Origin of the sequence: Enterovibrio qingdaonensis (assembly GCF_028683135.1) — a bacterium.
Classification (GTDB): Bacteria; Pseudomonadota; Gammaproteobacteria; order Enterobacterales; family Vibrionaceae; genus Enterovibrio; species Enterovibrio qingdaonensis.
In genome coordinates this window covers 237,035-260,186 of record NZ_JAJUBB010000005.1, presented here as the reverse complement: position 1 = coordinate 260,186, position 23,152 = coordinate 237,035, and the positions used below count along the sequence as shown (strand labels likewise).

Below are 23,152 nucleotides of genomic sequence, written 5' to 3'. Positions count from 1 at the left end.
TTTCACTTATTCAATCCTAGGTCTACTCTTACTAATGTTCCAACAAAGAGACGTAATATTTTAATTGAGACATGCGTTTAGCCCCTGAACCTTACGTTGACATTGTCTCCAACTTAGCTTCATGGGTTGCATATACAGAGCAGGTGCATTTCAACGTTATGAACATTCGCAGGATTTCAGATGTTGTGCGCTGGGTTGTCTCGTTTAAGGCCTCACCTACCAAACGACGTAACTCACTGAAAAACGGCCGCAGAACAGCATTTAAAAAAGGTATCGTAATTGTTGCGGGGCTAATTCCAACAATGGCTCTCGCTGAGAAAGAATACGGGTACCTTTCGTCAACCAAGCTCCCGCCAATCGGCGAAGGACTCAGTGCGATAACGGCACTGTTTGCCTTGTTGGTCGTCGTGGTTGCTGCTTTGGTATTTTTCTTGATGAGCTTTAAGCGTTCCGAAGAAGAAGTTCGTCTGCTCCGAAGCCGATTAAAACAAAAAGAAAAAGAACTGAGCATTGCTAAGCGTTCATCGCGCGCAGCTTATAAAGCCAAGAAAGAGTTTTTGTCCAATATGTCGCATGAATTGCGAACCCCGCTCAATGCAATTCTGGGGATGTCTCAACTGGCACTTGATAGTGGCCTGCAAGGAAAACAACAGCGTTATGTAAAGCGGGTTATGACGGCAGCGCACACGCTCCTTCATGCGGTAAATGCGGTTTTAGATTTCACCAGTGTTAAGTCAGGCAGCCTTGAAATTGAGTGGGTCGAATGCAATGTTGAAACCATTCTCTCCCCAGTCGCTAGTGCGCTTGGCGAACGCGCAAATGATAAAGGGCTGCAGTTCTCTGTCACGGTTGATATGAGCATCCCTAAAGTTATTGATGCGGACTCAGTCAGGATGACGCAAGTGTTAATGGCACTTGGGGACAACGCCATTAAGTTTACCAGCGAAGGGGAAGTCTCCATTTCGGTTAGTCTCGAATCTCGCCGTGAAGATGATGTGATGATCCGTTTTTCTATCCGAGACTCGGGTCAGGGGATCCGAAGAAAAGACCTAGAAGCACTGTTTGCGCCATTTTCTCAGGCGGACAACTCTATCTCTCGAGAGCATGGCGGAAAAGGGCTAGGACTTTCGCTCTCAAAAGAGCTGGTCGCTTTGATGGGGGGGGAGTTACAAGCAGACAGTCGCTACGGCGAAGGCAGTGTTTTCTCGTTTACGCTCCCTTGTCAATCGGGTGTGCGGGAAACGTCGCGCTTAGGTGGCGCGTGGTCTCGCTCACTGACCGGGATCAGTGCGCTGGTTGTTGCGACCAATAAAACGCAATGCCTGAACATATGCAATCCTCTTGTCTATGCAGGGGCGAATGTCAGCCAATGCCGCTCCTTGGACGAGCTAGAAGAGTGTAAACCATCCATTGAGCGCGGCATTTTCTCCAAAATTATTGTCGATTGGGAAAACCTGTCATCAGAAATGGTGTCAGTGCTAACCAATATGTTGGTCGAGTTGCCAAAAGAAAAAGCCATTTACCTTCTGGCGGGTAAACATCATGGCCTCGATATCTGCGAAACTCGTCCGCCGTTTGGTTTTGATGTCATCACAAAGCCTGTTCTTCCCACGGCGTTTCTTCGTGCGGTGACAGAAGAAAAGCAAGAAGTGTGTCTGATTAAAGGCAATGACAGGCATGGGGAGTTGGAGCTTGAAGACATTCCGGAAGACGAACTCGCCATTCGCAACAAGGTCATTTTGCTGGTGGAAGACAATCTCATTAATCAAGAAGTGGCTTTAGGTGCACTAGAGACTCTGCCTGTGAATGTCTTGGTGGCAAACAATGGTGAAGAAGCGATTGAGATGGTGAAACAGCACTGTATCGATCTCGTCCTCATGGATATGCAGATGCCCGTCGTAGACGGTGTGACCGCAACCAAATTCATCCGCCAAGAAATGGAAATCACAGACCTCCCTATTTTGGCTATGACAGCAAATACGGATGCCCATGACGTCGCAGCCTGCAAAGACGCGGGGATGAATGAGCACATCGCAAAACCCATTGAATTTGACGCATTGAAACAGAAAGTGACGGATTGGCTTAAACGCGGAAGAGGCAGTGCTTTTGCCCTTCAAGCCGAGCCAGTAACGGTGGTAGAAGCGTGTCATGATGAAGTTGCTTCGACTGAAATGCCTATAGAGCCAAATCTTGCTCCCGTGGCGACAGACTCAGAACTCGAAACAGAGATTCACGAAGAGACAGCGGCCGTTGATGAAGCCAATCAACTTGAGACTAATGACCTTCAACTGGATGATGAAATACCACCGGAGGCGGAACAGACCCGAAGGAGGGTGATCATGGAATATGATGAAACGATGTTTGACCTGATGGTTGATAACGTACCGGGCATTAATTTAGGCGAGGGCGTGAAACGTCTCGGCGGTAACAAGGCCAAGTACCTCAAGATCCTCTCCCTGTTTTTGAACTCGCAAATGACAGCGATGGATCAGCTTCTTGCTGATGGAGACAACGCTGATAAAGCCATTCTTGCTCATTCCTGCAAAGGTGCAGGGAGTAACATCGGGGCCAACGATATTTCAGACGCGGCTTGTATCCTGGAAGACAAATACAACGCGGGTGAAGTGGTCTCGGAAAGCGAAATACTGGCGTTGAAAGCACAAATAACAGCGGCGATTGAGAAGTTTGATGAGATAGCGAGCAGTGCTGCGACAGTACCTGAACCCGAGATTCAGGATGAGGAAATTAAACCTCTGGATGCGTATCTTGTTGACCAAATCAATGCACTGCAAACCAGCCTGCAAGAATTTGATATTGGGGTGCAAGATAAAGTCAGTCAGCTCTCTAAATCGCTCCCTCAATGGTGCAATCAATTGGACGAATTCAAAAAGCTGCAAGAGGCTATCAGCCAGTTTGATTTCTTAACGGCAGAAGAGCACCTCAAAGACCTGAAGAAAAAAACGGGTTAAATACTGCGATAGCCACCTTCAAAGTCTGAAAGGATACTGAGGAGCGTCACATCATGACGGCTCCTCAGACGATGAAAGGATCGAGTCCATATCGTATGTGTTACTTCTGCAGTGCTTCAGACCATTGCGCAATCGCATGAAACACCTTCGCGATAGCCGCTGCACCGGGGTCAATATTCCCGATGAGGCTATCTTCCCTCAAGTAAGATGAGCGACCAGCTCGTGCTTTCGACATCTGTGTGGTTGCTTCCGCACCCGCTTGTGCCGCGATCGACGCGAATACGGTATCTTCTGTCTTACTCAACGCATTGATAGCGGGAATAGCTGCATCGAGCATCGTGCGGTCGTTGAGTTTTGCTCCGCCATATTCCTGTACTTTGGCAATGCCCTCCAGCAGAGACGTTGCTAATGACGATGTTGAGGCTTTGGCTGACCCCGCTGCTGTGAAAAAGATGGAGAGAAGTACCCCACTTGACCCTCCCATCACGGTCGACAACTCCTGACCAATACATTGAAAAAGCTTTTCAGTGGAATTCAAGGGCATTCCTTCACTTTGCAGCTTGGATAGGATAGCTCTTGCTGCCTGTGCAAAGGTGGTCCCGGTATCACCATCCCCGACTTTTTCATCCAGACCGTTGAGGTAAGACTCCTCGTTAATTAACGCCTGACAGATTGCCACAATGAGGCTTTCGACCTTGGGGTTCTGCTCGGGTGTGAACATCGAGTGGTTTGAGAGATTTTGTATTGGAAGCCGATCAAAAGTGCCTAAAACGCCAGGTGTTGGCCATGCTGTGGGCTCGACGTCTGACAGCAATGCTTCTCGTATCGTGTCGTCCAGTTCGATCAAGGACAGTGAAATCCCATACATGTTAAGTGAGGTCATAAAGGCACCGGGCCCTAAAACAATCTCAATCTGTGATTTTAGTGAAGATTTGAGCAATTTCTGGGTGATGATTTGCAGCTCAAGCTCGGTGGTGGAGCCTAGGTTATTGATTAAAATAGCGAAGCGAGATGTTGAATCTTTGGTGTAAGGCGTCAGCTTTTCGAGCAAAATAGCGACGGCGTCATCGGCATGCGAAATATCGACCTTTTCGAATCCGGGCTCACCATGTATGCCCATGCCAAGCTCTGGCGCATAGCTAAGTTCTCCTGTTTCATCATAGGGCAAGGCACAAGAGGTCAGAGCCAATCCGATGGAGTAAATGCGCTCACTTGCGCTCCGTGTGATGGCAGCAATCTCTTCGAGTGATTTTCCTTGTTCAGAAAGGTGTCCTGCCAACTTATGGACAAACAGCGTGCCTGCAATACCGCGAGGATTTGCTTCATCGGGTAGTGAAATGTCATCACCCACGATCAGCATCTCAACCTTGTACCCCATTGCGCGTGCTTTTTCGGCCGCGAGCCCAAAGTTGAGTCGGTCACCGGTATAGTTTTTAACAATCAATAGGCAACCGTGCTCACCGGTTACGGCAACAATGGCTTGGAGAACGGCTTCAACACTGGGAGAGGCAAATACATCGCCGGCAATCGCTGCGGTTAGCATTCCTTTTCCGACAAACCCTACATGTGCAGGCTCATGACCCGCACCGCCGCCAGACAAAATGGCGACCTTGCTTTTGTCCCAGTCTGTCCGAACAACCACCTTAATGTTTTGTTCGCCCATCAGCATCCCTAGAGGGCGCGCAGCGTTGCTCGCGAGATAACCTTGAATAGCCAGAGACACATTCTCATCACTGTCGGCATAAAAACGACTCATCCATCTTACTCCCTGATTTACTAAACAATGCGGACTAAAAACTGAACAAATATGTTTAGTTTAAAGCGATATAAAACTTAAACTAAACATAACATGTAAATGCTTCATTTCAACCTGGTTAGCATTTCCTCTGCAAATGACTAATATAAAGCATTGATAAATAATCAAATAAAATTTTAACTCACCCCAAATGTTAATGAGCGGTTAATTTTTACTTGAAAAAACGCAAAGCTTGAACCAGTATTTTCTGTGTTTAGTAAACATAAAATTGCAAACGTGGGTGTTCAGAACATTGCCCATTAGCAAGGTGTCACTGAGCCATTAGGCAAGATGAGAGTCAGCAAGATTTGGAGTGAACCGACAAGGTTCAGGGAAGCAACATAAGGAGCTGTTCTAATGAAATTCAGGCAGAAGCTAAATACGGTCCTTGCGATTACAGCAGTCGGACTTGGTGTCAGCAGTACAAGTGCGCAGAGTGAGGAGCAGTCCTTGACGCTATGCTGGGCGGCATGGGATCCCGCTAATGCACTTGTGGAGCTGTCAAAAGACTTTACATCAGAAACGGGTATCAAAATGAACTTCGAGTTTGTTCCTTGGACCAGCTTTGCTTCTCGTTTCCAAAATGAGCTTAACTCTCGCGGGAAGTTGTGCGACCTGTTGATCGGCGATAGCCAATGGATTGGAGGGTCAGCTGAGAATGGCCACTACATCAAACTCAATGACTTCTTCGAAAAAGAAGGCATCAGCATGGATGATTTCATCCCTGCAACGGTTGAAGCCTACTCGGCATGGCCAAAAGGCACGAACAACTACTGGGCCCTTCCGGCAATGGGTGACGCACTGGGTTGGGTTTACCGTAAAGACTGGTTTTCCAGAAAAGATCTTCAGAGCCAATTTAAAACAGAATACGGTCGGGAATTAGCACCACCGAAAACCTGGACCGAGTTAGAGGAAGTTGCCCGCTTTTTCCAAGGAAGAGAGATTGATGGTCGCAAAGTTTATGGGGCAGCAATTTACACAGAGCGTGGCTCTGAAGGCATCACAATGGGTGCGACATCCGCACTTTATGCTCACGACTTTCAGTATCAAAACCCCGATAAGCCTTATGACTTAGAAGGCTACGTCAACAGCCCCGCCGCGGCGAAAGGCCTAAAAGCCTACAAATCACTCTATGAGTGCTGCACACCACCGGGCCATTCAAACGCTTACATGGTGGCAAATCTCGATGCTTATAAATCGGGTCAGGTTGCCATGCAAATGAACTGGTTCGCTTTCTTTCCCGGCATTGTTAAAGACCCCAAGGTTGGGGGAGATAAGTCCGGCTTTTTCCTCAACCCTAAGCAAACCTCTGAGGGCTCGACCTTAGGCGGGCAGGGGATTTCTGTTGTGTCTTATTCAGACAAACAAGATTTGGCACTGCAATACATCAAATGGTTTGCACAACCGAAAGTGCAATCTGATTGGTGGACGCTGGGAGGGTATTCCGCACACCGTTCCGTTGTTGAGCATCCAGATTTCGCAAGTACCGCCCCTTTCGCGGGTGACTTTGTTGAGGCGATGTCGAACGTGAAAGATTTCTGGCAAGAACCTAATTATGCAGAGCTTCTTCAAGCGATGCAGAAACGCCTTCACGACTATGTTGTCGCTGACCAAGGGACGGCAGAGCAGGCATTGGAAAAACTGAAAGATGACTGGCAGGAAATTCTAGAAGACGGCGGCCAGCTGTAAATCAACGAAGGCAGGGAGACAGCTTCTCCCTGCCTAAAAATGAGGTTCGAGAATATGGTGCGCCATGGAAGTTAGTCAAATGAAGTCAATACAAAATGCAGCAAAAGCGACCCGTGCTGCAGGGCAGCCTTCAGGCAAAAAGTGGTCAATGTCTGACCGAGCGATGGCTTGGTGGTTCATCTCGCCAACCATCCTGTTGCTGCTCGCAATTAATATTTTCCCGCTCATTTGGACGGTTTATCTCAGCTTTACCAATTACAGGGCAAACAGGCTTGATCGCGAAGTGGAATGGGTTGGGCTGAAGAACTACGTCAGGATTTTAAACAATGAGGATATTTGGGGATATTTGCAGGCAACGATGCACTTTGTCAGTTGGACGATGATACTGCAACTGACCATTGGTTTTGGCCTTGCTCTACTGATCAATAAAAATTTTAAAGGTCACAGCTTCTGGACCACCTTGATACTGATCCCCATGATGATGTCTCCCGCAGTGGTTGGCACATTCTGGACCTATTTGTATCAGCCTCAATCCGGTGTTTTCTCGTATGTCGTCAACTTTTTTGCCGATGTCGGCCCTGTCGACATGATTGGTGACACCACGCTTGCACCTTGGTCAATTATCCTCGTTGACACGTGGATGTGGACACCCTACGTGATGCTGATCTGTCTTGCTGGGTTGAGATCGATACCAGGAAGCATTTATGAAGCGGCGGAAGTTGATCGCGCGTCCAAACTACGCCAATTCTTCTCTATCACTCTCCCAATGGTCATGCCGTTTTTGATGTTGGCCATCCTGTTCCGCGCCATCGAGAACTTCAAAATGTTCGACATGGTTGTCCAACTGACGTCCGGTGGGCCTGGCTCTGTGACGGAATTGGCGTCGATTAACTTGAAGCGCGAAGCGTTTGAAAAATGGAAGACCGGCTACAGCTCAGCCTTTGCCGTCATTTTGTTCGTCACCGTATTTGGCGCAGCAAACATTTACGTCAAAGCCATGAATAAGGTGAAAAGCCGATGAGTAATTCTGCATTTTCTGTTGTTGAACCAAGTGGCCGATCTAAAAAACTGGCGGCTGCGGTGGTGATTCTGTATGGCATTGTCACTATCGCGCCGCTCATTTGGATATTGATGACGAGCTTTAAGTCGCCGTCAGATGCGATTGCCTACCCGCCGAAAGTGACCTTCGAGGCGAGCTTGGAAGGCTACGTCAATTTGTTCACCAATCGCTCACGCCAAACCGATGAACACATGGCGCAACTGCCACCACCTTCGACCTGGTACGACGAAATCGTTCGAGAGCAAAACATGGTTATCACCGGGCCATCGCGGTTTTTAGGCCGCTACACAAACTCGATGATCATCGGCTTTGGTTCAACGTTTTTAGCTGTGTTTCTTGGCACGTTAGCCGCCTATGGATTTTCACGCTTTAAGGTGCCATTAAAAGATGATCTGCTGTTTTTTATCCTTTCAACGAGGATGATGCCGCCGATTGCAGTGGCTATTCCCATCTATCTCATGTATCGGCAACTGGGCTTATCTGACACCCACCTTGGCATGATCATTTTATACACCGCCGTGAATGTCAGTCTGTCGGTTTGGCTACTGAAAGGGTTTATCGATGAGATCCCCCGTGAGTATGAAGAAGCGGCGATGATTGATGGCTACAGTCGTTTTCAGGCTTTTATCAAGGTGGTGTTGCCACAGGCCGCGACAGGCATCGCATCCACCGCAATTTTTTGTCTGGTGTTTGCCTGGAACGAGTACGCATTCGCGCTGCTTCTAACCAGTGGTAACGCCCAGACTGCGCCGCCGTTCATTCCCATCATCATTGGTGAAGGCGGGCTGGATTGGCCAGCGGTTGCCGCGGGGACATCTCTGTTCCTTATCCCAATTGTCGTGTTTACCGTTGTGCTTCGAAAGCATCTGCTGAGAGGTATTACGTTTGGTGCTGTGAGGAAATAATGAAAAAGGAATGTTTGAAAAACCGCTACCTGCGACGAGGTTTTCTGGAAAACGTGGCGTGTGGGTGCATTGGGCTAGGGATATTTATGTTAATGCAGCCTTTCTCCATGCTGGCGTTTACGTATTCGTTCAGCGTCATTTTGTTTGGCACGGTCAGTTTTCTGATTGTCAGCCATTTTCCTGAGTAGGAGAGACGTGATGGCAGATATTACCGTAGCGAACCTGCACAAGCGGTTTGACAGCTTTACAGCAGTGAAAGACTCGACATTTACGATTAAGAATGGGGAGTTTTTCGTCCTACTTGGTCCGTCTGGGTGTGGGAAAACGACCACACTGAGAATGATTGCCGGGTTGGAATTGCCAACCTCGGGGCAAATTGAAATTGAAGGAAAGGATGTGTCCTTTCTCCGCGCCAGTGAGAGAGATATCGCGTTTGTTTTCCAAATGTTCGCGCTCTATCCCCATATGAACGTTCGCCAAAACATCAGCTTTCCGCTGAAGTGCCAAGGCGTGCCGAGAAAGGAGATCAAGAAGCGACTGTCGGATGTGGCAGAGATTCTACGCATTGAGCACCTTCTCGACAGTCCTGTTGGCGGACTGTCCAGCGGGGATAAACAGCGAGTGTCACTTGGACGGGCGATCATCCGGCAACCTCAGGTCTTCTTGATGGATGAGCCATTGGGCGCACTGGACAGTGAGTTTCGTCATTTGATGTGTTCAGAGCTGCGCGACCTGCACAACAGAATGGGGGCGACGACCGTTTATGTTACCCACGATCAGCTCGAGGCCATGTCGATGGCGGACAAAATCATGGTGATGAACCACAGTGTGATAGAGCAAGTGGGTGAACCCCAGTTTATCTATGACTATCCCAGTACCATCTTTGTCGCCAAGTTCTTGGGTGAGCCATCGATGAATATCCTCGAGTTTGAGGGCAGCGCGCTGTCGGGGAGTACCTCATTATCGATCAATGGCATTCCCATTGAGGTTTCGCCCATTCTGGAAGATGCCCAAACCGAGAGACTTGCGCTGGGCATTCGTCCTGAGCATGTGTCATTGGTTGAGTTCTCAAAGGTAAAAGGGGTTGTGGAAACAGCTGAGTATTTGGGAACCACCCAAATCCTGACGATTAGCTCAGTGATTGGCACGTTAAAAGCGCGCGTTGATAGCCAGATACCCATGGCGCGCGGTCAGCAAGTGTATTTGCGATTATCACCAGAGCACACGACCGTCTTTGATAGAGAAACGGGAAAAGTGTTGATGAATGCGCGTTATCAGGAGGCCCACCATGGCGGAGCTTAACTACATCAATGTCTCAAAGCGGTTTGGTGAAATTGACGCGGTAAAGGGTATCAACCTCGAGGTAAAGGAAGGCGAGTTTATGGTGCTGCTTGGCCCGACAGGGGCGGGTAAGACGACCTTGCTTCGCTTAGCGGCTGGACTGGAAACCTGTGACAGTGGAGATATTTCGCTTGCAGGCAAAAATATGCATGCCGTCCCACCTGCTGAAAGAGACGTGGCGTTTGTGTTCCAGCAATATTCGCTGTATCCACACATGAGCGTTTACGACAACCTTGCATTTCCATTGCGTTCGAAGATTCGAAATGTGTCGGAAGCTGAAATTAAAAAGCGCATTGATGATGTCGCGGAAGTGCTGCGTATCGGCCATAAATTGCAGAACAAAGCGACACAACTGTCTGGCGGTGAGATGCAACGTGTCGCTATTGGTCGAGCATTAGTGCGCAAGCCTGCGTTGTATTTGATGGATGAACCTTTGTCATCACTGGATGCAAAACTGCGGGCAGATTTGCGGGTGGAATTGAAGCGCATTCAACAGGAACTGGGTGCCACTATACTTTACGTGACTCACGACCAAATCGAGGCAATGACACTGGGTGATCGTATAGGCGTGTTGAAGGACGGTGAACTGGTTCAGGTCGGCACACCCAAAGATATCTATACCAACCCTGACAGTGATTATGTCGCAACGAGGCTGGGGTTACCTCAAATCAACCTGCTACCGAAACATTGCTTGAATGAGCAGTATTCGGAAGGCGGTGTGGCGTTTGTGGGTGTGAGAACCGAACACCTAGAGTTCAAGGCTGATGCAGAGGGTGCGTATTCTGCGGTGGTACAAAACGTCGAGTATTTGGGGGATCAATGTCACCTTCACCTTGCCTTTGAGCAAGAGAAGATAACGTTATTGGCATCTCCTGATAAACGGTGGCAACGGAATGATAGGGTGTCGTTCAACCTTGTGAACCCTGTTTTGTTTGACAGGACGGGCCAAAGAATACGAGGACAAACCTATTAGCCAGCAATTATGGCGAGAGCAAAAGGTCAAGGCGGTATGTGATGACCTGATCGCGCATCAAGACTTGCTAACGCAGCTCGACGTTGAAATTGGAGATGGGGACCATGGTTTTAACATCTCCAGAGGGGCGAACGCGGTTTTAAAGGCATTGCCAGATTGGCGTCATCTCAACGACGACGCCTTTCTTTCCGCACTGGGTAAATGCTTGTTGACGCACATTGGGGGCGCGTCAGGTGCATTGTATGGCACCTTATTTTTGACGTGGGGAAAGACGTTGGGGGCTGGAAAAACGACAGCTGAAGCGTTTTTCCTTGGTGTGGAATCGGTGGCTCAGAGAGGACGTTCGTCTACCGGGGATAAAACCATGCTGGATGTGCTTGTCCCTCTTGCTACCCATTGGCACCTTGACTCGAAAGCGTTGGGTGCCGATGTGTTGCAACGGGTCGAATCATGGTGTGAGGACACAAAACCGTTGCTCGCGAAGAAGGGGCGGGCGGCATACCTTGGCGAAAGAAGTATGGGTCATATTGACCCGGGGGCGTGCTCCAGCATGCTGGCGATTAAGGCCGCAATAAATGGAATGATGGAGGCTGGTGACATTGAATAATACGATAAGCTTGGTGATTGTGTCGCATTCTCGGCTTGTGGCAGAAGGCGTCGCGGACATGGCTAAACAGATAGTGGCAGATGCGGTGCCTGTTGCTTGGACGGGCGGAACCGTTGATGGTCAACTCGGTTGTAACGCAGACGCAATCAGTGAGGCGATAAACTCGGTATGGACACCAAATGGCGTGGCTATTTTCGTTGATATGGGCAGTACAGAGCTTAACAGTGAGGTCGCGATCGACATGCTTCCCCCTGAGAAAGCAAAAGTGGTAAGAATCATTGATGCGCCGCTGGTGGAAGGTGTCATTGTGGCATCTTACAAAGCGATTGCGGGAGGGAACCTCAAGCAAGTCGAGTTGGCAGCGAACGAATTAAATCACGCTGGTGGATAATGGAAGAGCACGTCCAAACTAAAATTTGGTTAACAGGTGGCTTTGATCTCCACGTTCGTCCTGCGGCCAGACTGTCTCGTCTCATGCAAGCCTATGATGCTAGCGTAGAGCTGGCTGAAGACCAAGATGGCCCTTGGGTATGTGCCACCCGACAAGCTGCGTTGGTCAAGCTAAAGCTGCGCTCGGATCATCCGGTATATATTCGCGCGTCGGGGCGAGATAAGGATGCCGCAATGTCTGCGATTGTCGATTGTTTAAGTGGGGCAGAGTGCCAGTAAAGGGTACGCGCTGACGGCTTACTGGATTGGTGTTCGTAACGGCATCTGATATGCTAATTTCTCGCCAATTGAATGAATTCAAAACACAAATTGGGGTTGTTATCTATGGGTTTCACGAGTGGTCATGCATGAGCATTGAAGGGTCAAAAGTTTCAAAATACAAAGCTATTCTTAGAACCGTGATAGAACAGCGGCCTTCAGGGATCCGACAGCGTCTGGCAGAGGCGTTAGGGAAAAATCGCAGCTTTATTTCTCAGATTTCCAACCCTGAGTACAACATACCGATCCCGTTCAAACATCTACCCACCATTTTTGATGTGTGTATGTTCTCTGAAGAACAGGAAGCCTTGTTTCTTGCTGCATACACAGAGGCTCATCCTAACCGGTCTTTGTCAGAAAAACAGAAAGTTAAGATGGTACATTGCTCCGTGTCATTTCCAGATATGGGGAACGATAAGAGTAATGCTGCCATTAAAAAAGCAATTCAAGATTATACTAAACAGTTAGTAGCGACGATTGATAAGGTAAAAAACGCCTAATTCGACATTTCGAAGACAGAGACGAAACCTAATGGCGAAGGACAGCAACCACTTTTCTGTAAAAGACCACTTAAAGGCCTATGAGCTGGCCTATAAAGATCATATCTCGATTCAGTGGGAACCGCTGGTCGTCTATCGACAACACCCTTCTAGCAAAAATAAAGTTGCCCTCGTCTCTGGTGGAGGCTCCGGCCATGAGCCTCTGCATGCCGGGTTTGTTGGTAAAGGCATGCTTGATGCTGCTTGTCCCGGCGAAATTTTCACCTCGCCTTCCCCAGATCAAATTGTTTCCGCCATTGAGCAAAGTGATGCCGGCTCTGGCGTCCTCTTGATTGTCAAAAACTATCAAGGGGATAGGATGAATTTTGAGATCGCATCGGAGCTGTCAGATAGCCAATCTGCGATTGTGTTGGTGAATGACGATGCGACGCAGACAGACAGGGATGCAGCAAGAGGCTTAGCCGGCGTGGTCGTTGTGGAGAAAATCCTCGGTGCTGCGGCGGAAAAGGGAGACTCTCTCGAAGACCTGACGCTATTGGGAGAGGCTATTGTTTCCCATACTCGAACGATCGGTGTTGCTTTTTCAGCTTGTTCTTTTCGAAAAGAGGCGGGGGAGACAGAAAGCGAGAATGTGGAATATGGGGTGGGCATTCATGGTGAGCGCGGTGTCTCTTGCCTTCCCAAAACACCTATTGATGTGCTGGTACGTCAAATGATTGATCAGCTCTTGCTGTCTTTGGCACGTGTGCCTTTTCAACCCATCCTTCTTGTGAACAGTCTCGGCGCAGCAACGGACAAAGATTTAACCTTGGCGACAGAAACAGCAAAAGCGGCATTGTCTGAGAAAGGCGTGTCTGTCGCACGTGAGCTTGTGGGCACCTTTGCGACAACGCTGGACACCGATGGCTTTTCTATCACGCTTGTTGATGCAACACCTGAATGGCTTTTGCTTTGGGATGCTCCCGTAGACACACCCGCACTGAACGCAGAGCATGGAAGATAAGAAAGTCGCCAGTAAGCCGATCTTTGAACATAAAAAAGCCGACGCAGTAGCGTCGGCTTTTTTCATGCGTTTAGAGTCAGAGGAGCTTATTTAGCTGCTTCTGCTTCCTCAGCTTGTTTCGCTTGAATCGCAGTCAGTGCAACGGTGTAAACGATATCGTCTACCAGTGCGCCACGAGACAGGTCGTTAACAGGCTTACGCATACCTTGCAGCATAGGACCGATTGAAACCAGGTCTGCTGAACGCTGTACCGCTTTGTAAGTGGTGTTACCGGTGTTCAGGTCTGGGAATACGAATACGGTCGCTTTACCTGCTACTGGAGAGTTTGGTGCTTTAGAAGCAGCAACGTTTTCCATGATAGCAGCGTCGTACTGAAGAGGACCGTCGATCATCAGATCAGGACGCTTCTCTTGAGCAATCTTGGTTGCTTCACGTACTTTATCAACGTCTGCACCCTTACCAGATTCACCAGTAGAGTATGAGATCATTGCAACGCGAGGCTCAATGCCGAATGCCGCCGCAGAGTCAGCAGACTGGATAGCGATCTCAGCCAGTTGTTCTGCGTTTGGATCTGGGTTGATCGCACAGTCACCGTAAACCAGTACTTGGTCAGGCAGCAGCATGAAGAACACAGAAGATACGATAGACGCATCAGGTGCAGTTTTGATGATTTGGAACGGAGGAACGATGGTGTTAGCCGTGGTGTGAACCGCGCCAGAAACCAGACCGTCAACTTCACCCGCTTCAAGCATCATGGTGCCCAGGAATACTGAATCTTGCAGCTTCTCACGCGCTACAACTTCAGTCATGCCTTTCGAGCCACGCAGCTCAACCAGACGTGCAACGTAGTTTTCACGCACTTCGTCAGAGTTAATGATGGTAACGCCAGCACCCAGAGTCACGCCTTGTTGCTCAGCAACACGCTTGATCTCTTCTGGGTTACCCAGCAGCACACATTCCGCGATCTTGCGTTCAGCACAAATTGCTGCCGCTTTAACGGTACGTGGCTCATCACCTTCTGGAAGAACGATACGCTTCGCTGCTTTACGTGCCAGTTCAGTCAACTGGTAACGGAATGCAGGTGGGCTCAGACGACGCTGACGTGAAGAACCTTCAGACAGTGACTCGATCCAGTTGCCATCGATGTGTGCAGCAACGTGCTCGTTAACGAACTCTACGCGCTCTTTGTCGTCTGCAGGTACTTCAACGCTGAAGCTTTGCAGGTTCAAAGATGTCTGCCACGTGTTACCTTGAGTGGTGAATACTGGTAGACCAGTATCGAACGCACGGGTACACAGGCTCTTCAGTTCCGCAGGAATGCTGTAGCCGCCAGTCAGCAGCAATGCACCCACTTCAACGCCGTTCATCGCTGCCAGACATGCTGCAACGATAACGTCAGGACGGTCTGCAGAAGTTACCAGCAGAGAGCCCGCGCGGAAGTGTTCAACCATGTTAGGGATTGAACGTGCACAGAAGGTGATGCTCTTGATGCGACGTGTGTCGATATCACCAGCGTTGATGATTTCGGCATTCAGGTGCTTAGCCAGATCGCTAGCACGGGTCGCAATCAGATCGATGCTCCAAGGCACACAACCCAGCACGCGGATTGGGCTTGAATGGAAGATTTCCATCACTTCAACATTGCTTGATTTCGCGCCAGTTGCATCATCAAAGATGTCAGACAGGTCTGGGCGAGTACGGCCTTGTTCGTCAACAGGTGCATTGTGCTTGTTGATGATCACGCCAGCGATGTTGGTGTTTTTGCTACCACCGAAGTTAGATACTGCCACTTCAATGCGCTCTTTCAGTTGCGCAGGGTTATCAGTACCAGGAGTGGTTACGAATACGATCTCTGCATCCAGAGTTTTCGCGATTTCGTAGTTCACTTGGTTAGCAAATGGGTGGTTGCGAGTCGGTACAAGACCTTCGATCAGTGCAACGTCAGCATCGGCAGTCGCTTCTTTGAAGCGAGCAACGATTTCTTCCATTAGCACGTCGTTTTGGTCAGCACGGATCAGCGCTTCAGCATTCGCCATGGTCAGTGGCTCTGCCACTTTCATGCTGCTGTTTGCTTCGATGATGGTGGTGGTCAGATCTGGCTGATTGTCACCGTGGCGAGGTTGCGCGATAGGCTTGAAAAACGAAACGCGAACGCCTTTTTGTTCCATCGAACGCAGTACGCCTAGGCTAACGCTAGTCAGGCCTACACCTGCGCCGATTGGAATAAGCATAATAGTACGGGACACGGATGATTCCTCTTTACTATAACGGAAGCAAAGCCTGCGCATCGGCAAGCTTTGTCATGTAATCAGTTTGGCATGACACTTTGCCAAATTGAAACGGCCGGTCGCATTGACCAGCCGCAAAATCACATCAGGTTGATTAGATTTCAGCCAAACGTGCTGTGTCTTGAGCGATAACCAGTTCTTCGTTGGTTGAGATAACCATCGCTGGAACACGGCTGCTATCAGTAGTGATAACGCCTTCGCCGCCGAAGCGAGCTTTCAGGTTGCGCTCTTGGTCAACTTCAACACCCAGAAGACCCAGACGGTTCAGAACTAGCTCACGGATTGGGCCAGAGTTCTCACCGATACCGCCAGTGAACACGATCGCGTCCAGACGGCCGTCAAGACATGCAGTGTAACCAGCAACGTATTTCGCCAGACGGTGACAGAACACGTCCATTGCGCGAGTTGCTTCTTCTTTAGTGCCGTAGTTGTCTTCAACGAAACGACAGTCAGAAGTCACTTCAGTCAGACCAGCAAGGCCAGACTCTTTGGTCAGCATGTTGTTGATTTGCTCAACGCTGTAACCCAGTGCATCGTGCAGGTGGAAGATGATCGCTGGATCAAGGTCACCAGAGCGAGTACCCATTACCAGACCTTCAAGAGGCGTCATACCCATAGAAGTATCTACAGATTTACCGTTCTTGATTGCACATACAGATGCGCCGTTACCTAGGTGACAGTTGATGATGTTCAGTTCTTCAACTGGTTTGCCAAGTTGTGCAGCTGCTTCTTGCGCGATGAAGAAGTGAGAAGTACCGTGCATACCGTAACGACGGATACCGTTCTCTTTGTACAGCTTGTATGGCAGAGCGTATAGGAACGCTTCTTCTGGCATAGTTTGGTGGAACGCAGTGTCGAATACCGCTACGTTTTTCAGCGCAGGGAACGCAGCTTTAGCAGCTTCGATACCTACCAGGTGCGCAGGGTTGTGCAGAGGTGCGAAGCTAGCAGCGTCTTCGATACCTTTCAGTACTGTGTCACAGATCAGTGCAGACTTAGTGAACTGCTCGCCGCCGTGTACAACACGGTGGCCGATTGCGCCCAGGTTCTCTGCCAGTTCTGGTTTAGAAGCCAGAATGGTTTCAACGATGAAGCTCAGTGCTTCTTTGTGTGCAGCACCTTCGCCCAGTTGAGCTTCGTGTTTGCCGTCCAATTTCCACTTAATGCGAGCTTCTGGCAGGTGCAGGCACTCAGCCAGACCAGACAGGTGCTCATCACCTGATTGTGCGTCGATGATAGCGAATTTCAGCGATGAGCTGCCGCAGTTAAGAACAAGAACCAGCTTAGACATTTGAGACTACCTATTCATGTAAAGTAGAAGGTTTTACTAATCGGAGAGGATAGTTGATAAAAAAATCAGCCACCGTCTCGCAAAAGCAATAAAGCGTATATTTGCCGCCGAATAGATACATCGAAAATCGGTCCTTGATACACAACACAAAACGCCAGACAGATTTCCCTTTAGAGCACACCATATTTGGTGAATTCTTGCCCTGCCGGTTATCCATTTGGCGTTTCAGTGGTTGCGAGATAATCAAATCCGAGCAACAATTGATTTAGGTCGGCTAAGTCTAGCGATACTTGCGACAGATAACAAAAACTTTTAAGTCATTCTTGATTTGAATTAATGTTTCTCAACTTTTTTTGAAGGTTTGTAGCAAGTTTTTAGCCGATGAGACAGTGACATCGCTTGGAGGTAGCCGTATGAGCAATAAATCAATGTGGAATAATTTCCGTGATGGACAAAAGTACATGACGGAGTGGCCAGTGCGAAAAGAGCTTGCGCCGATGTTCCCAGAAAACAGAGTGATTCGAGCAACCCAGTTTGCGATTAAAGTGATGCCTGCTGTTGCAGTGATCAGTGTTCTGATGCAAATGGCCTTCAATAATTATGATGGTATGCCACAGGCCATGATTATTGCGTTGTTTGCGCTTAGCATGCCGCTACAAGGATTGTGGTGGTTGGGAAGACGCCGTGAAACGCAGCTTCCACCTGCGTTAGCCGGCTGGTATCGTGAATTGCATGAAAAGATTGTCAGTGAAGGTGGGGCACTTCAGCCAATGAAGAGTCGTCCTCGTTACAAAGAACTGGCACAGACCTTAAATCGCGCGTTTAAACAGTTGGACAAATCGTCCTTAGAACGCTGGTTTTAACTCTTATTCTTCTCTGTGATAAAAACGCCTCGTTTAACGAGGCGTTTTTTATTTCATCTTATTTTACAGTGATATCACTAAGGGTTACTTCAACTCCGCTAACCCCTGAGTTGGCGTGTCATGGGGTTTTACCTTTGCCGCTTTTGCGAGCAGGCTTAGTAAGGTGGCGTTTTCCCATTTACCCGACGTTGCACTGTAACAAGAAGCCATCATGGCATTGATTTCAGCCTCAATAGCGCGCTGGAGATCCTCTGGCAATGCGCTTCTATTCCACGCCCGATACGTCGACGACACCTTAACGGCATTGTTCGCTTTCACGGCATCAACCAAGGCGGCTAAGCCTTTTTCCGCTTGAGTTGGCAAGGCCTTTTCACTGCGAACGTTGTTAGTCGCGACTTGCGGTTTTCTGATGTACATCGCTAAGGTGATCAACCACAACAATGCGAATACGCCCGTTGTCCATGGCCAGTATCCAGCAGTTGTAACTGCTGTTGTGATTTGTTCTGATGGAGCTGCAGGTACTTGCGCTGCTAGTTCGGGCAGTGCGGGTGACGGTTGCGTGGTGATGTCGCCAGGTTGCACGTTCAGCGCGAGGCCGCTGATTTTTGCCGTCTCCTGTTTGCCCGTTTGGGTGTTAAACCAGTTGATGGACACGGCAGGTAAATCAACCTTGCCTTCTTCGCGCGGGATAATGACCTGTTTTAGGGTCATCACTGTCGCATCGCCCTGTTGGGTGTACTCCGGTTTGTCTGAATATACGCGAACTTGATTTGGGTAAGTGATAGTCAGGTTTGGCATGGCACTTTGCGCAGTATTGGCAATGCTCAGTGAAATCACACGATTGATAGGCTCGCCTACCTTCGCGGATTGCTCTCCGCCTAAAGTGTCAGGATCCCAGCGTTGGCTGAGGGCCAGTGATGAGGTTGGCAGCCAGAGCCCTTTGTAGCCTGCTGGCTTGTCTTTGACATTCAGTGTGACGCTCTTAGCTTGTCGGCTGATAGGTAAACCTACCGATGCGCCCCAACCACTGCCTTTCACTTCAGAACCCGTGAATACGGCACCTTCCAGTGTTAACGCACCGGCTTTGGTCGGCGTAATTTGATATTGACGGTCAATCACCACATAGCGGCGTCCATTAATAACGGATTCAGATTGACTGTCTTCACCAATCAGTGTGACATCCAAACCGTCGCCGAAAGGAGCCTGAAGTGATGGCGAATCAACACGGGTGCCAATGAGCAGGCGTGCACGATAAATAAACGACTCACCAATATAGCCTTTGTCACGGTCTACGCTGGCTTGTACTTCAACTGCACTGTTAGCTACCTGAGTACTTTTGTCATTGGCGGCCAGCACCTTAATGGTAATAGGGGCTGTTTTCATGCCATCAATGTCAAAACTTGGAACCGTGAATGTCCCCGATTCTTTTGCCGCAACAGCAACGCGCCAGACCGTGCTTCGACTCATGTCTCCGTTAATAAACTGGGTACTATTGCTGACATTTGGACGACCGTAGACAAAGCTTTTGTCTAATACAGCCAAGTTCAGCTCATCACTGTCTACGCTCTCATCAACGGAGATGGTGAGCTGGAATGCATCACCAACGCGGACAACATTGTTGGAGACCGTTGCTTCTGCTGTTCCTGCCCATGCAATGTTGGGCAGTGAGGTTAGCGCAATCAGTGTGGCTGCCAATATACCTTTGGTTCGGCGGGACAACAGTGCCCGCAAAGTCATGTTCTTTTTCATTATTTACCACGTATTCTCAGAAGGCTCTGGCATGTCTTTTTGACGAGCCTGAAGAATGAGCTGTGCACGGATAAGGCCCGCAGTGTCATCAGGCACTTGCTCCAGTTTTTTCAATACAGGATTGCTGGCACTCAAGGACTCGTCACCGTCTTCTGATTCAGCAGAAGCAGACGGCCCGTCTTGAGGGGCTTCTTCGCTGTCAGAGGATTCGCCCGCTTGCGCTTGACCAGACTCACTCTGCTCTTGGTTGGCGTCTTCTTTATTCGCCTGTTCTTGTCTAGCGTTTGCTTGCTGCGCTTGTGATTGCTCACCCGTTTGCTGCTGCGACTGAGCATCTTGTTCGCCTGATTGTGCGTTCTCTTTAGATGATTCTGAAGAGGCATCTGATTGGCTTTGTTCGGTGCTGCTTGGTTCGCTGTTCTGCTGACCTTGCTGACCTTGCTGACCTTGCTGACCTTGCTGACTGTCAGACTGCTGCGAGTCTGATTGTTGGCTATCAGACTGATTGTCTGATGACTGCTGGTCTTGGTTATTACTCTGAGACTCTTGCTTGCTCTGGTCTTGTTGTGATTCGCTGTTTTGCTGTTGCTGTTGCTGTTGCTGTTGCTGTTGCTGTTGCTGTTGCTGTTGCTCCAGCGCTTTTTTCACAACATCTAAGTTCTTTTGGGCATCTTTGTTGTCAGGGTTCGTTTTCAACACGGACTCATAGGTTGCAACGGCGGCTTCAAGGTCGCCTGCCTGCGCTTGCGCATTGCCCAAGTTGTAGCGAGACACGGGATCATCCAGTTGGGAAAGGGTATCAATCGCGCCTTTGTAATTGCCCGCTTTGTATTGGGCGATGCCTTTCCATTGTGGCGATGCAAAGCCATTGGCGGCTTCCTCAAACTTACCCGCTTCAAAATGCTGATAAGCTTGCTGGTCATTGGTTTGGAATGCCGCAGCCTGCACCGGATGAATCGGCATCACCAAAAACATTGCTGCCAGCACCACACCACGGCGGAAGCCAAGCAGTGTTAGCAAAACTAACGGAATGATGAGCCAGAACCCTTCGTTAATGTGCTCTTCGATGGATTTGCTTTTGCCTTCAGCCACGCCGTCTTGCGGTTTTGATGTGTACGCCGTGATATTTTCTACGTCACGGTTGGTGGGTTGCCAAACCTGCAAAATCCCGCCTGTGTCTTTCGTGATGGCAGACAGGGTGTCCAAATCCAATTTGGCGATAACGGGCGCGCCGTTTTGTTCCAGCAAACTTCCATTTGGTAGTTTGATAGGGGCGCCTTGTTGTGTGCCAACCGCCAGAATCGAAACGCGGTATTTAGTGCCTTTAAGTGTATTGAGAACGGCGTTGGACTCTGACGAGCTCATGCCGTCTGTCAAAAGCACGATATCACCATCGGCATAACCGGCTTGCTTGAGCAAATCAATCGCCTGTTGGATGCCCGCTGCGGGATTGCTGCCTTGTATTGGCATGACTTCCGGAGACAGGTTCGGGATAAGGTTTCTTAATGTACTTGCATCATCGGTCAGTGGGCTGACGATGTACCCATCTCCCGCATACGTCACGAGTCCCGTGCTGCCTTCTTTCCATTCAGGTAGCATGTCGAGGGCTTTAAATCGTGCTTGGTCGAGTCGGTTAGGCGCAATGTCCGTTGCGTACATAGAGCGGGACATGTCCATTACCAAAACGCGCGCACCAGCAAGGTTCACCGCAGGAATTTCGACTTTCTGCCAACTCGGGCCGGCCAGCGCGATCACGGCAATTAACCAGCCTGCCGCCAATGCGACGATCGGCCAGCGTTTTGCTTTACTTGCACTTACTGCGTTTCCTGAAAGCAGCTTGCTCAAATGTGGGGCAATAAGCCCTGATGTTTGGGTTTTGCTTTTAATCCACGGCAGCAGAAGTGCCAATGGCAAGGCAGCGAGCAACCACATCGGGTGCATAAACGTAAAATCAGCCATGACGTCTCCTTAAAACAACGATGACGACGGACAGAGCTAATGCCGCTGATAGCGGGAATCGGAACCATTCATCTCTCGGACGCCAAGTTTGCTGAACGTCTGAGATTGGCTCAAGTTGGTCGATGATTTGATAGATTTTCTCTAGCTCCTGCGGATCGCGTGCACGGAAGTATTCACCGCCAGTCATCTGGGCGATTTCACGCAGAGCTTTCTCATCTAAATCCTGTGAAGGGTTCACAATGCGCGAACCGAATAAGCTGCGCTGGCGCATGGACTCAGCACCCACGCCCACGGTGTAGATGGTCACGCCATTTTCTTTTGCAAGTTTGGCCGCTTCGAGTGGTTCAATCACACCCGACGTGTTGGCACCGTCACTGAGTAGAATGATGACACGCTGCGGTGCTTTGCTGTCGATGAACGTCTTGGTGGCAATCCCTAGGCCTTCACCAATGGCTGTGCTTTTACCAATCAAGCCAAGTACAGCACGGTCGAGTTGTTGTGCCACCGTATTGCGGTCAAGCGTCAGTGGCGTTTGCAAATAACCGTGGTCGGCAAACAACACTAAGCCTAAGCGGTCGCCGTCTCGCTGTTTGATAAAATCAGACAGCACATGCTTCACCGCAGTCAGGCGGTCAGTCGAATTGCCAGAAGGAAGCACCATGTCCTCAATTTCCATTGAGCCAGAGAGGTCAACGGCGAGCATCATGTCGCGGTGTTCCGGTTGGATTTGAATCGGGTCGCCATACCAAACCGGACGTGCCAATGCGGTAATCAAGCTCACCCACAGCAAGGTCATCAGGATTTGTCTGATGCGGCTGGTGTTTTGCTTTTCTCCCAAGCCTTTTGGCAGCCGAGGTAAGTGAATAGCTGCAGGGCGAGGAATCGGCTTCGCCCATTTATAGATCACAAGCGGAAGTGGAAGCAGCACGAACGCCCACCACCAGGTAAATTCAAACATCTTTTACCTCACTTTGGGGTAGGTTTGCCTTTTTAGGCGGCAATGCTTTGGTTAGCCAGACTTTCGCTAAGGCTTTGCAGATATCAAGCTCTTTGCTGTTGAGTCCCTCTTTGGAGAACACGCCTTTTTGCCAAAGGGTTTCATTGGCAACAAAGCCTCGTTTCGATACGGGCAATTGGTTGTCTAAAAACGTGAGCCACATATGGCCTGTGAGTTTCGCTACATCGTGGCGAGGGAAATAGGTCAGCGCGGCGCGCTTGAGCAGGGCGTTGATGTCACCCAGTGTTTTTGTATCACAAAGCTGTTTAATTGCTTCTTTCTGCGCTTTTCGCTTTTGCGTGCGCAGGCGAAGTGCATACACCACTGCCACGATGATAAGTGCCAGAGCAGCGAGCAGAGCCCACCATCCCCAAGCCAACGGCCAAAGACCCGGAGCAGCTTGTAGATGGATATCCGCCAGTGGAAGTGTGTTTGACGTTGGAGTCGCCATGGTT

20 protein-coding genes are annotated in these 23,152 nt (G+C 49.4%); 13 read left to right on the top strand and 7 right to left on the bottom strand.

What is annotated here, in order from left to right; all coding sequences use genetic code 11:
- Positions 1 to 158: 158 nt before the first annotated feature.
- Positions 159 to 2,969, top strand: a complete 2,811-nt coding sequence (locus LRP49_RS09550; protein ID WP_274141879.1) for a hybrid sensor histidine kinase/response regulator — start codon at positions 159 to 161, stop codon at positions 2,967 to 2,969.
- A 100-nt stretch (positions 2,970 to 3,069) separates the two neighbouring features.
- Here the strand turns inward: LRP49_RS09550 and LRP49_RS09545 are convergent, their stop codons facing one another.
- Positions 3,070 to 4,725: a dihydroxyacetone kinase subunit DhaK gene (locus LRP49_RS09545; RefSeq protein WP_274141878.1), complete on the bottom strand. Its 1,656-nt coding sequence runs from the start codon at positions 4,723 to 4,725 to the stop codon at positions 3,070 to 3,072.
- Positions 4,726 to 5,121: 396 nt separating this feature from the next.
- On the opposite strand from LRP49_RS09545, the gene LRP49_RS09540 reads away from it, so the two are divergent.
- The 11 genes from LRP49_RS09540 to LRP49_RS09490 all read left to right on the top strand — a co-directional run bounded on the left by LRP49_RS09540 (position 5,122) and on the right by LRP49_RS09490 (position 13,550).
- Positions 5,122 to 6,453 carry an ABC transporter substrate-binding protein gene (locus LRP49_RS09540; RefSeq protein ID WP_274141877.1) on the top strand — a complete coding sequence of 444 codons (1,332 nt, stop codon included), beginning with the start codon at positions 5,122 to 5,124 and terminating at the stop codon, positions 6,451 to 6,453.
- A 79-nt stretch (positions 6,454 to 6,532) separates the two neighbouring features.
- Positions 6,533 to 7,474 (top strand): carbohydrate ABC transporter permease, encoded by a 942-nt coding sequence (locus tag LRP49_RS09535; RefSeq protein WP_274141876.1) that lies wholly within the window; start codon positions 6,533 to 6,535, stop codon positions 7,472 to 7,474.
- Positions 7,471 to 8,418: a carbohydrate ABC transporter permease gene (locus LRP49_RS09530; RefSeq protein WP_274141875.1), complete on the top strand. Its 948-nt coding sequence runs from the start codon at positions 7,471 to 7,473 to the stop codon at positions 8,416 to 8,418. Before LRP49_RS09535 ends, LRP49_RS09530 begins: the two co-directional genes overlap by 4 nt.
- Entirely contained in the window at positions 8,418 to 8,606 is a 189-nt protein-coding gene (locus LRP49_RS09525; RefSeq protein ID WP_274141874.1) for a hypothetical protein, read from the top strand. Before LRP49_RS09530 ends, LRP49_RS09525 begins: the two co-directional genes overlap by 1 nt.
- Positions 8,607 to 8,616: 10 nt before the next feature.
- On the top strand, positions 8,617 to 9,720 hold the full coding sequence (locus LRP49_RS09520) for an ABC transporter ATP-binding protein (RefSeq protein ID WP_274141873.1): 1,104 nt from the start codon (positions 8,617 to 8,619) through the stop codon (positions 9,718 to 9,720).
- A complete protein-coding gene (locus tag LRP49_RS09515; protein WP_274141872.1) occupies positions 9,707 to 10,732 on the top strand; it encodes an ABC transporter ATP-binding protein in 1,026 nt (341 codons plus the stop codon). Before LRP49_RS09520 ends, LRP49_RS09515 begins: the two co-directional genes overlap by 14 nt.
- Entirely contained in the window at positions 10,692 to 11,339 is a 648-nt protein-coding gene (gene dhaL / locus LRP49_RS09510) for a dihydroxyacetone kinase subunit DhaL (RefSeq protein ID WP_274141871.1), read from the top strand. The genes LRP49_RS09515 and dhaL overlap by 41 nt, the downstream gene beginning before the upstream one ends.
- Complete coding sequence (gene dhaM / locus LRP49_RS09505) at positions 11,332 to 11,730, top strand: dihydroxyacetone kinase phosphoryl donor subunit DhaM (RefSeq protein ID WP_274141869.1); 399 nt, start codon at positions 11,332 to 11,334, stop codon at positions 11,728 to 11,730. The genes dhaL and dhaM overlap by 8 nt, the downstream gene beginning before the upstream one ends.
- Positions 11,730 to 12,008 (top strand): HPr family phosphocarrier protein, encoded by a 279-nt coding sequence (locus LRP49_RS09500; RefSeq protein ID WP_274141868.1) that lies wholly within the window; start codon positions 11,730 to 11,732, stop codon positions 12,006 to 12,008. Before dhaM ends, LRP49_RS09500 begins: the two co-directional genes overlap by 1 nt.
- Before the next feature lie 50 nt (positions 12,009 to 12,058).
- The gene (locus tag LRP49_RS09495; protein WP_274141866.1) at positions 12,059 to 12,547 is read left to right on the top strand and encodes a hypothetical protein; all 489 of its coding nucleotides are present in this window, start codon (positions 12,059 to 12,061) and stop codon (positions 12,545 to 12,547) included.
- A gap of 31 nt (positions 12,548 to 12,578) precedes the next feature.
- Positions 12,579 to 13,550, top strand: a complete 972-nt coding sequence (locus LRP49_RS09490) for a dihydroxyacetone kinase subunit DhaK (protein WP_274141865.1) — start codon at positions 12,579 to 12,581, stop codon at positions 13,548 to 13,550.
- Positions 13,551 to 13,636: 86 nt separating this feature from the next.
- Here the strand turns inward: LRP49_RS09490 and pta are convergent, their stop codons facing one another.
- A complete protein-coding gene (gene pta, locus LRP49_RS09485) occupies positions 13,637 to 15,781 on the bottom strand; it encodes a phosphate acetyltransferase (RefSeq protein ID WP_274141943.1) in 2,145 nt (714 codons plus the stop codon).
- Between the two features lie 151 nt (positions 15,782 to 15,932).
- Complete coding sequence (locus tag LRP49_RS09480; RefSeq protein ID WP_274141864.1) at positions 15,933 to 17,129, bottom strand: acetate kinase; 1,197 nt, start codon at positions 17,127 to 17,129, stop codon at positions 15,933 to 15,935.
- Positions 17,130 to 17,542: 413 nt separating this feature from the next.
- On the opposite strand from LRP49_RS09480, the gene yfbV reads away from it, so the two are divergent.
- Positions 17,543 to 17,992: a terminus macrodomain insulation protein YfbV gene (gene yfbV, locus LRP49_RS09475; RefSeq protein ID WP_274141862.1), complete on the top strand. Its 450-nt coding sequence runs from the start codon at positions 17,543 to 17,545 to the stop codon at positions 17,990 to 17,992.
- An 84-nt stretch (positions 17,993 to 18,076) separates the two neighbouring features.
- On the opposite strand, the gene LRP49_RS09470 is transcribed toward yfbV, so the two are convergent.
- From LRP49_RS09470 to LRP49_RS09455, 4 genes are read right to left on the bottom strand one after another with little or no spacing between them, the layout of a single operon-like run.
- Positions 18,077 to 19,741: a BatD family protein gene (locus tag LRP49_RS09470; protein WP_274141860.1), complete on the bottom strand. Its 1,665-nt coding sequence runs from the start codon at positions 19,739 to 19,741 to the stop codon at positions 18,077 to 18,079.
- Positions 19,742 to 19,744: 3 nt separating this feature from the next.
- Positions 19,745 to 21,700, bottom strand: a complete 1,956-nt coding sequence (locus LRP49_RS09465) for a vWA domain-containing protein (RefSeq protein WP_274141859.1) — start codon at positions 21,698 to 21,700, stop codon at positions 19,745 to 19,747.
- Positions 21,693 to 22,658, bottom strand: coding sequence for a vWA domain-containing protein (locus LRP49_RS09460; protein ID WP_274141858.1), 966 nt, complete (start codon positions 22,656 to 22,658; stop codon positions 21,693 to 21,695). Before LRP49_RS09460 ends, LRP49_RS09465 begins: the two co-directional genes overlap by 8 nt.
- Entirely contained in the window at positions 22,651 to 23,148 is a 498-nt protein-coding gene (locus LRP49_RS09455) for a DUF4381 domain-containing protein (RefSeq protein ID WP_274141857.1), read from the bottom strand. The genes LRP49_RS09460 and LRP49_RS09455 overlap by 8 nt, the downstream gene beginning before the upstream one ends.
- Positions 23,149 to 23,152 lie beyond the last annotated feature (4 nt).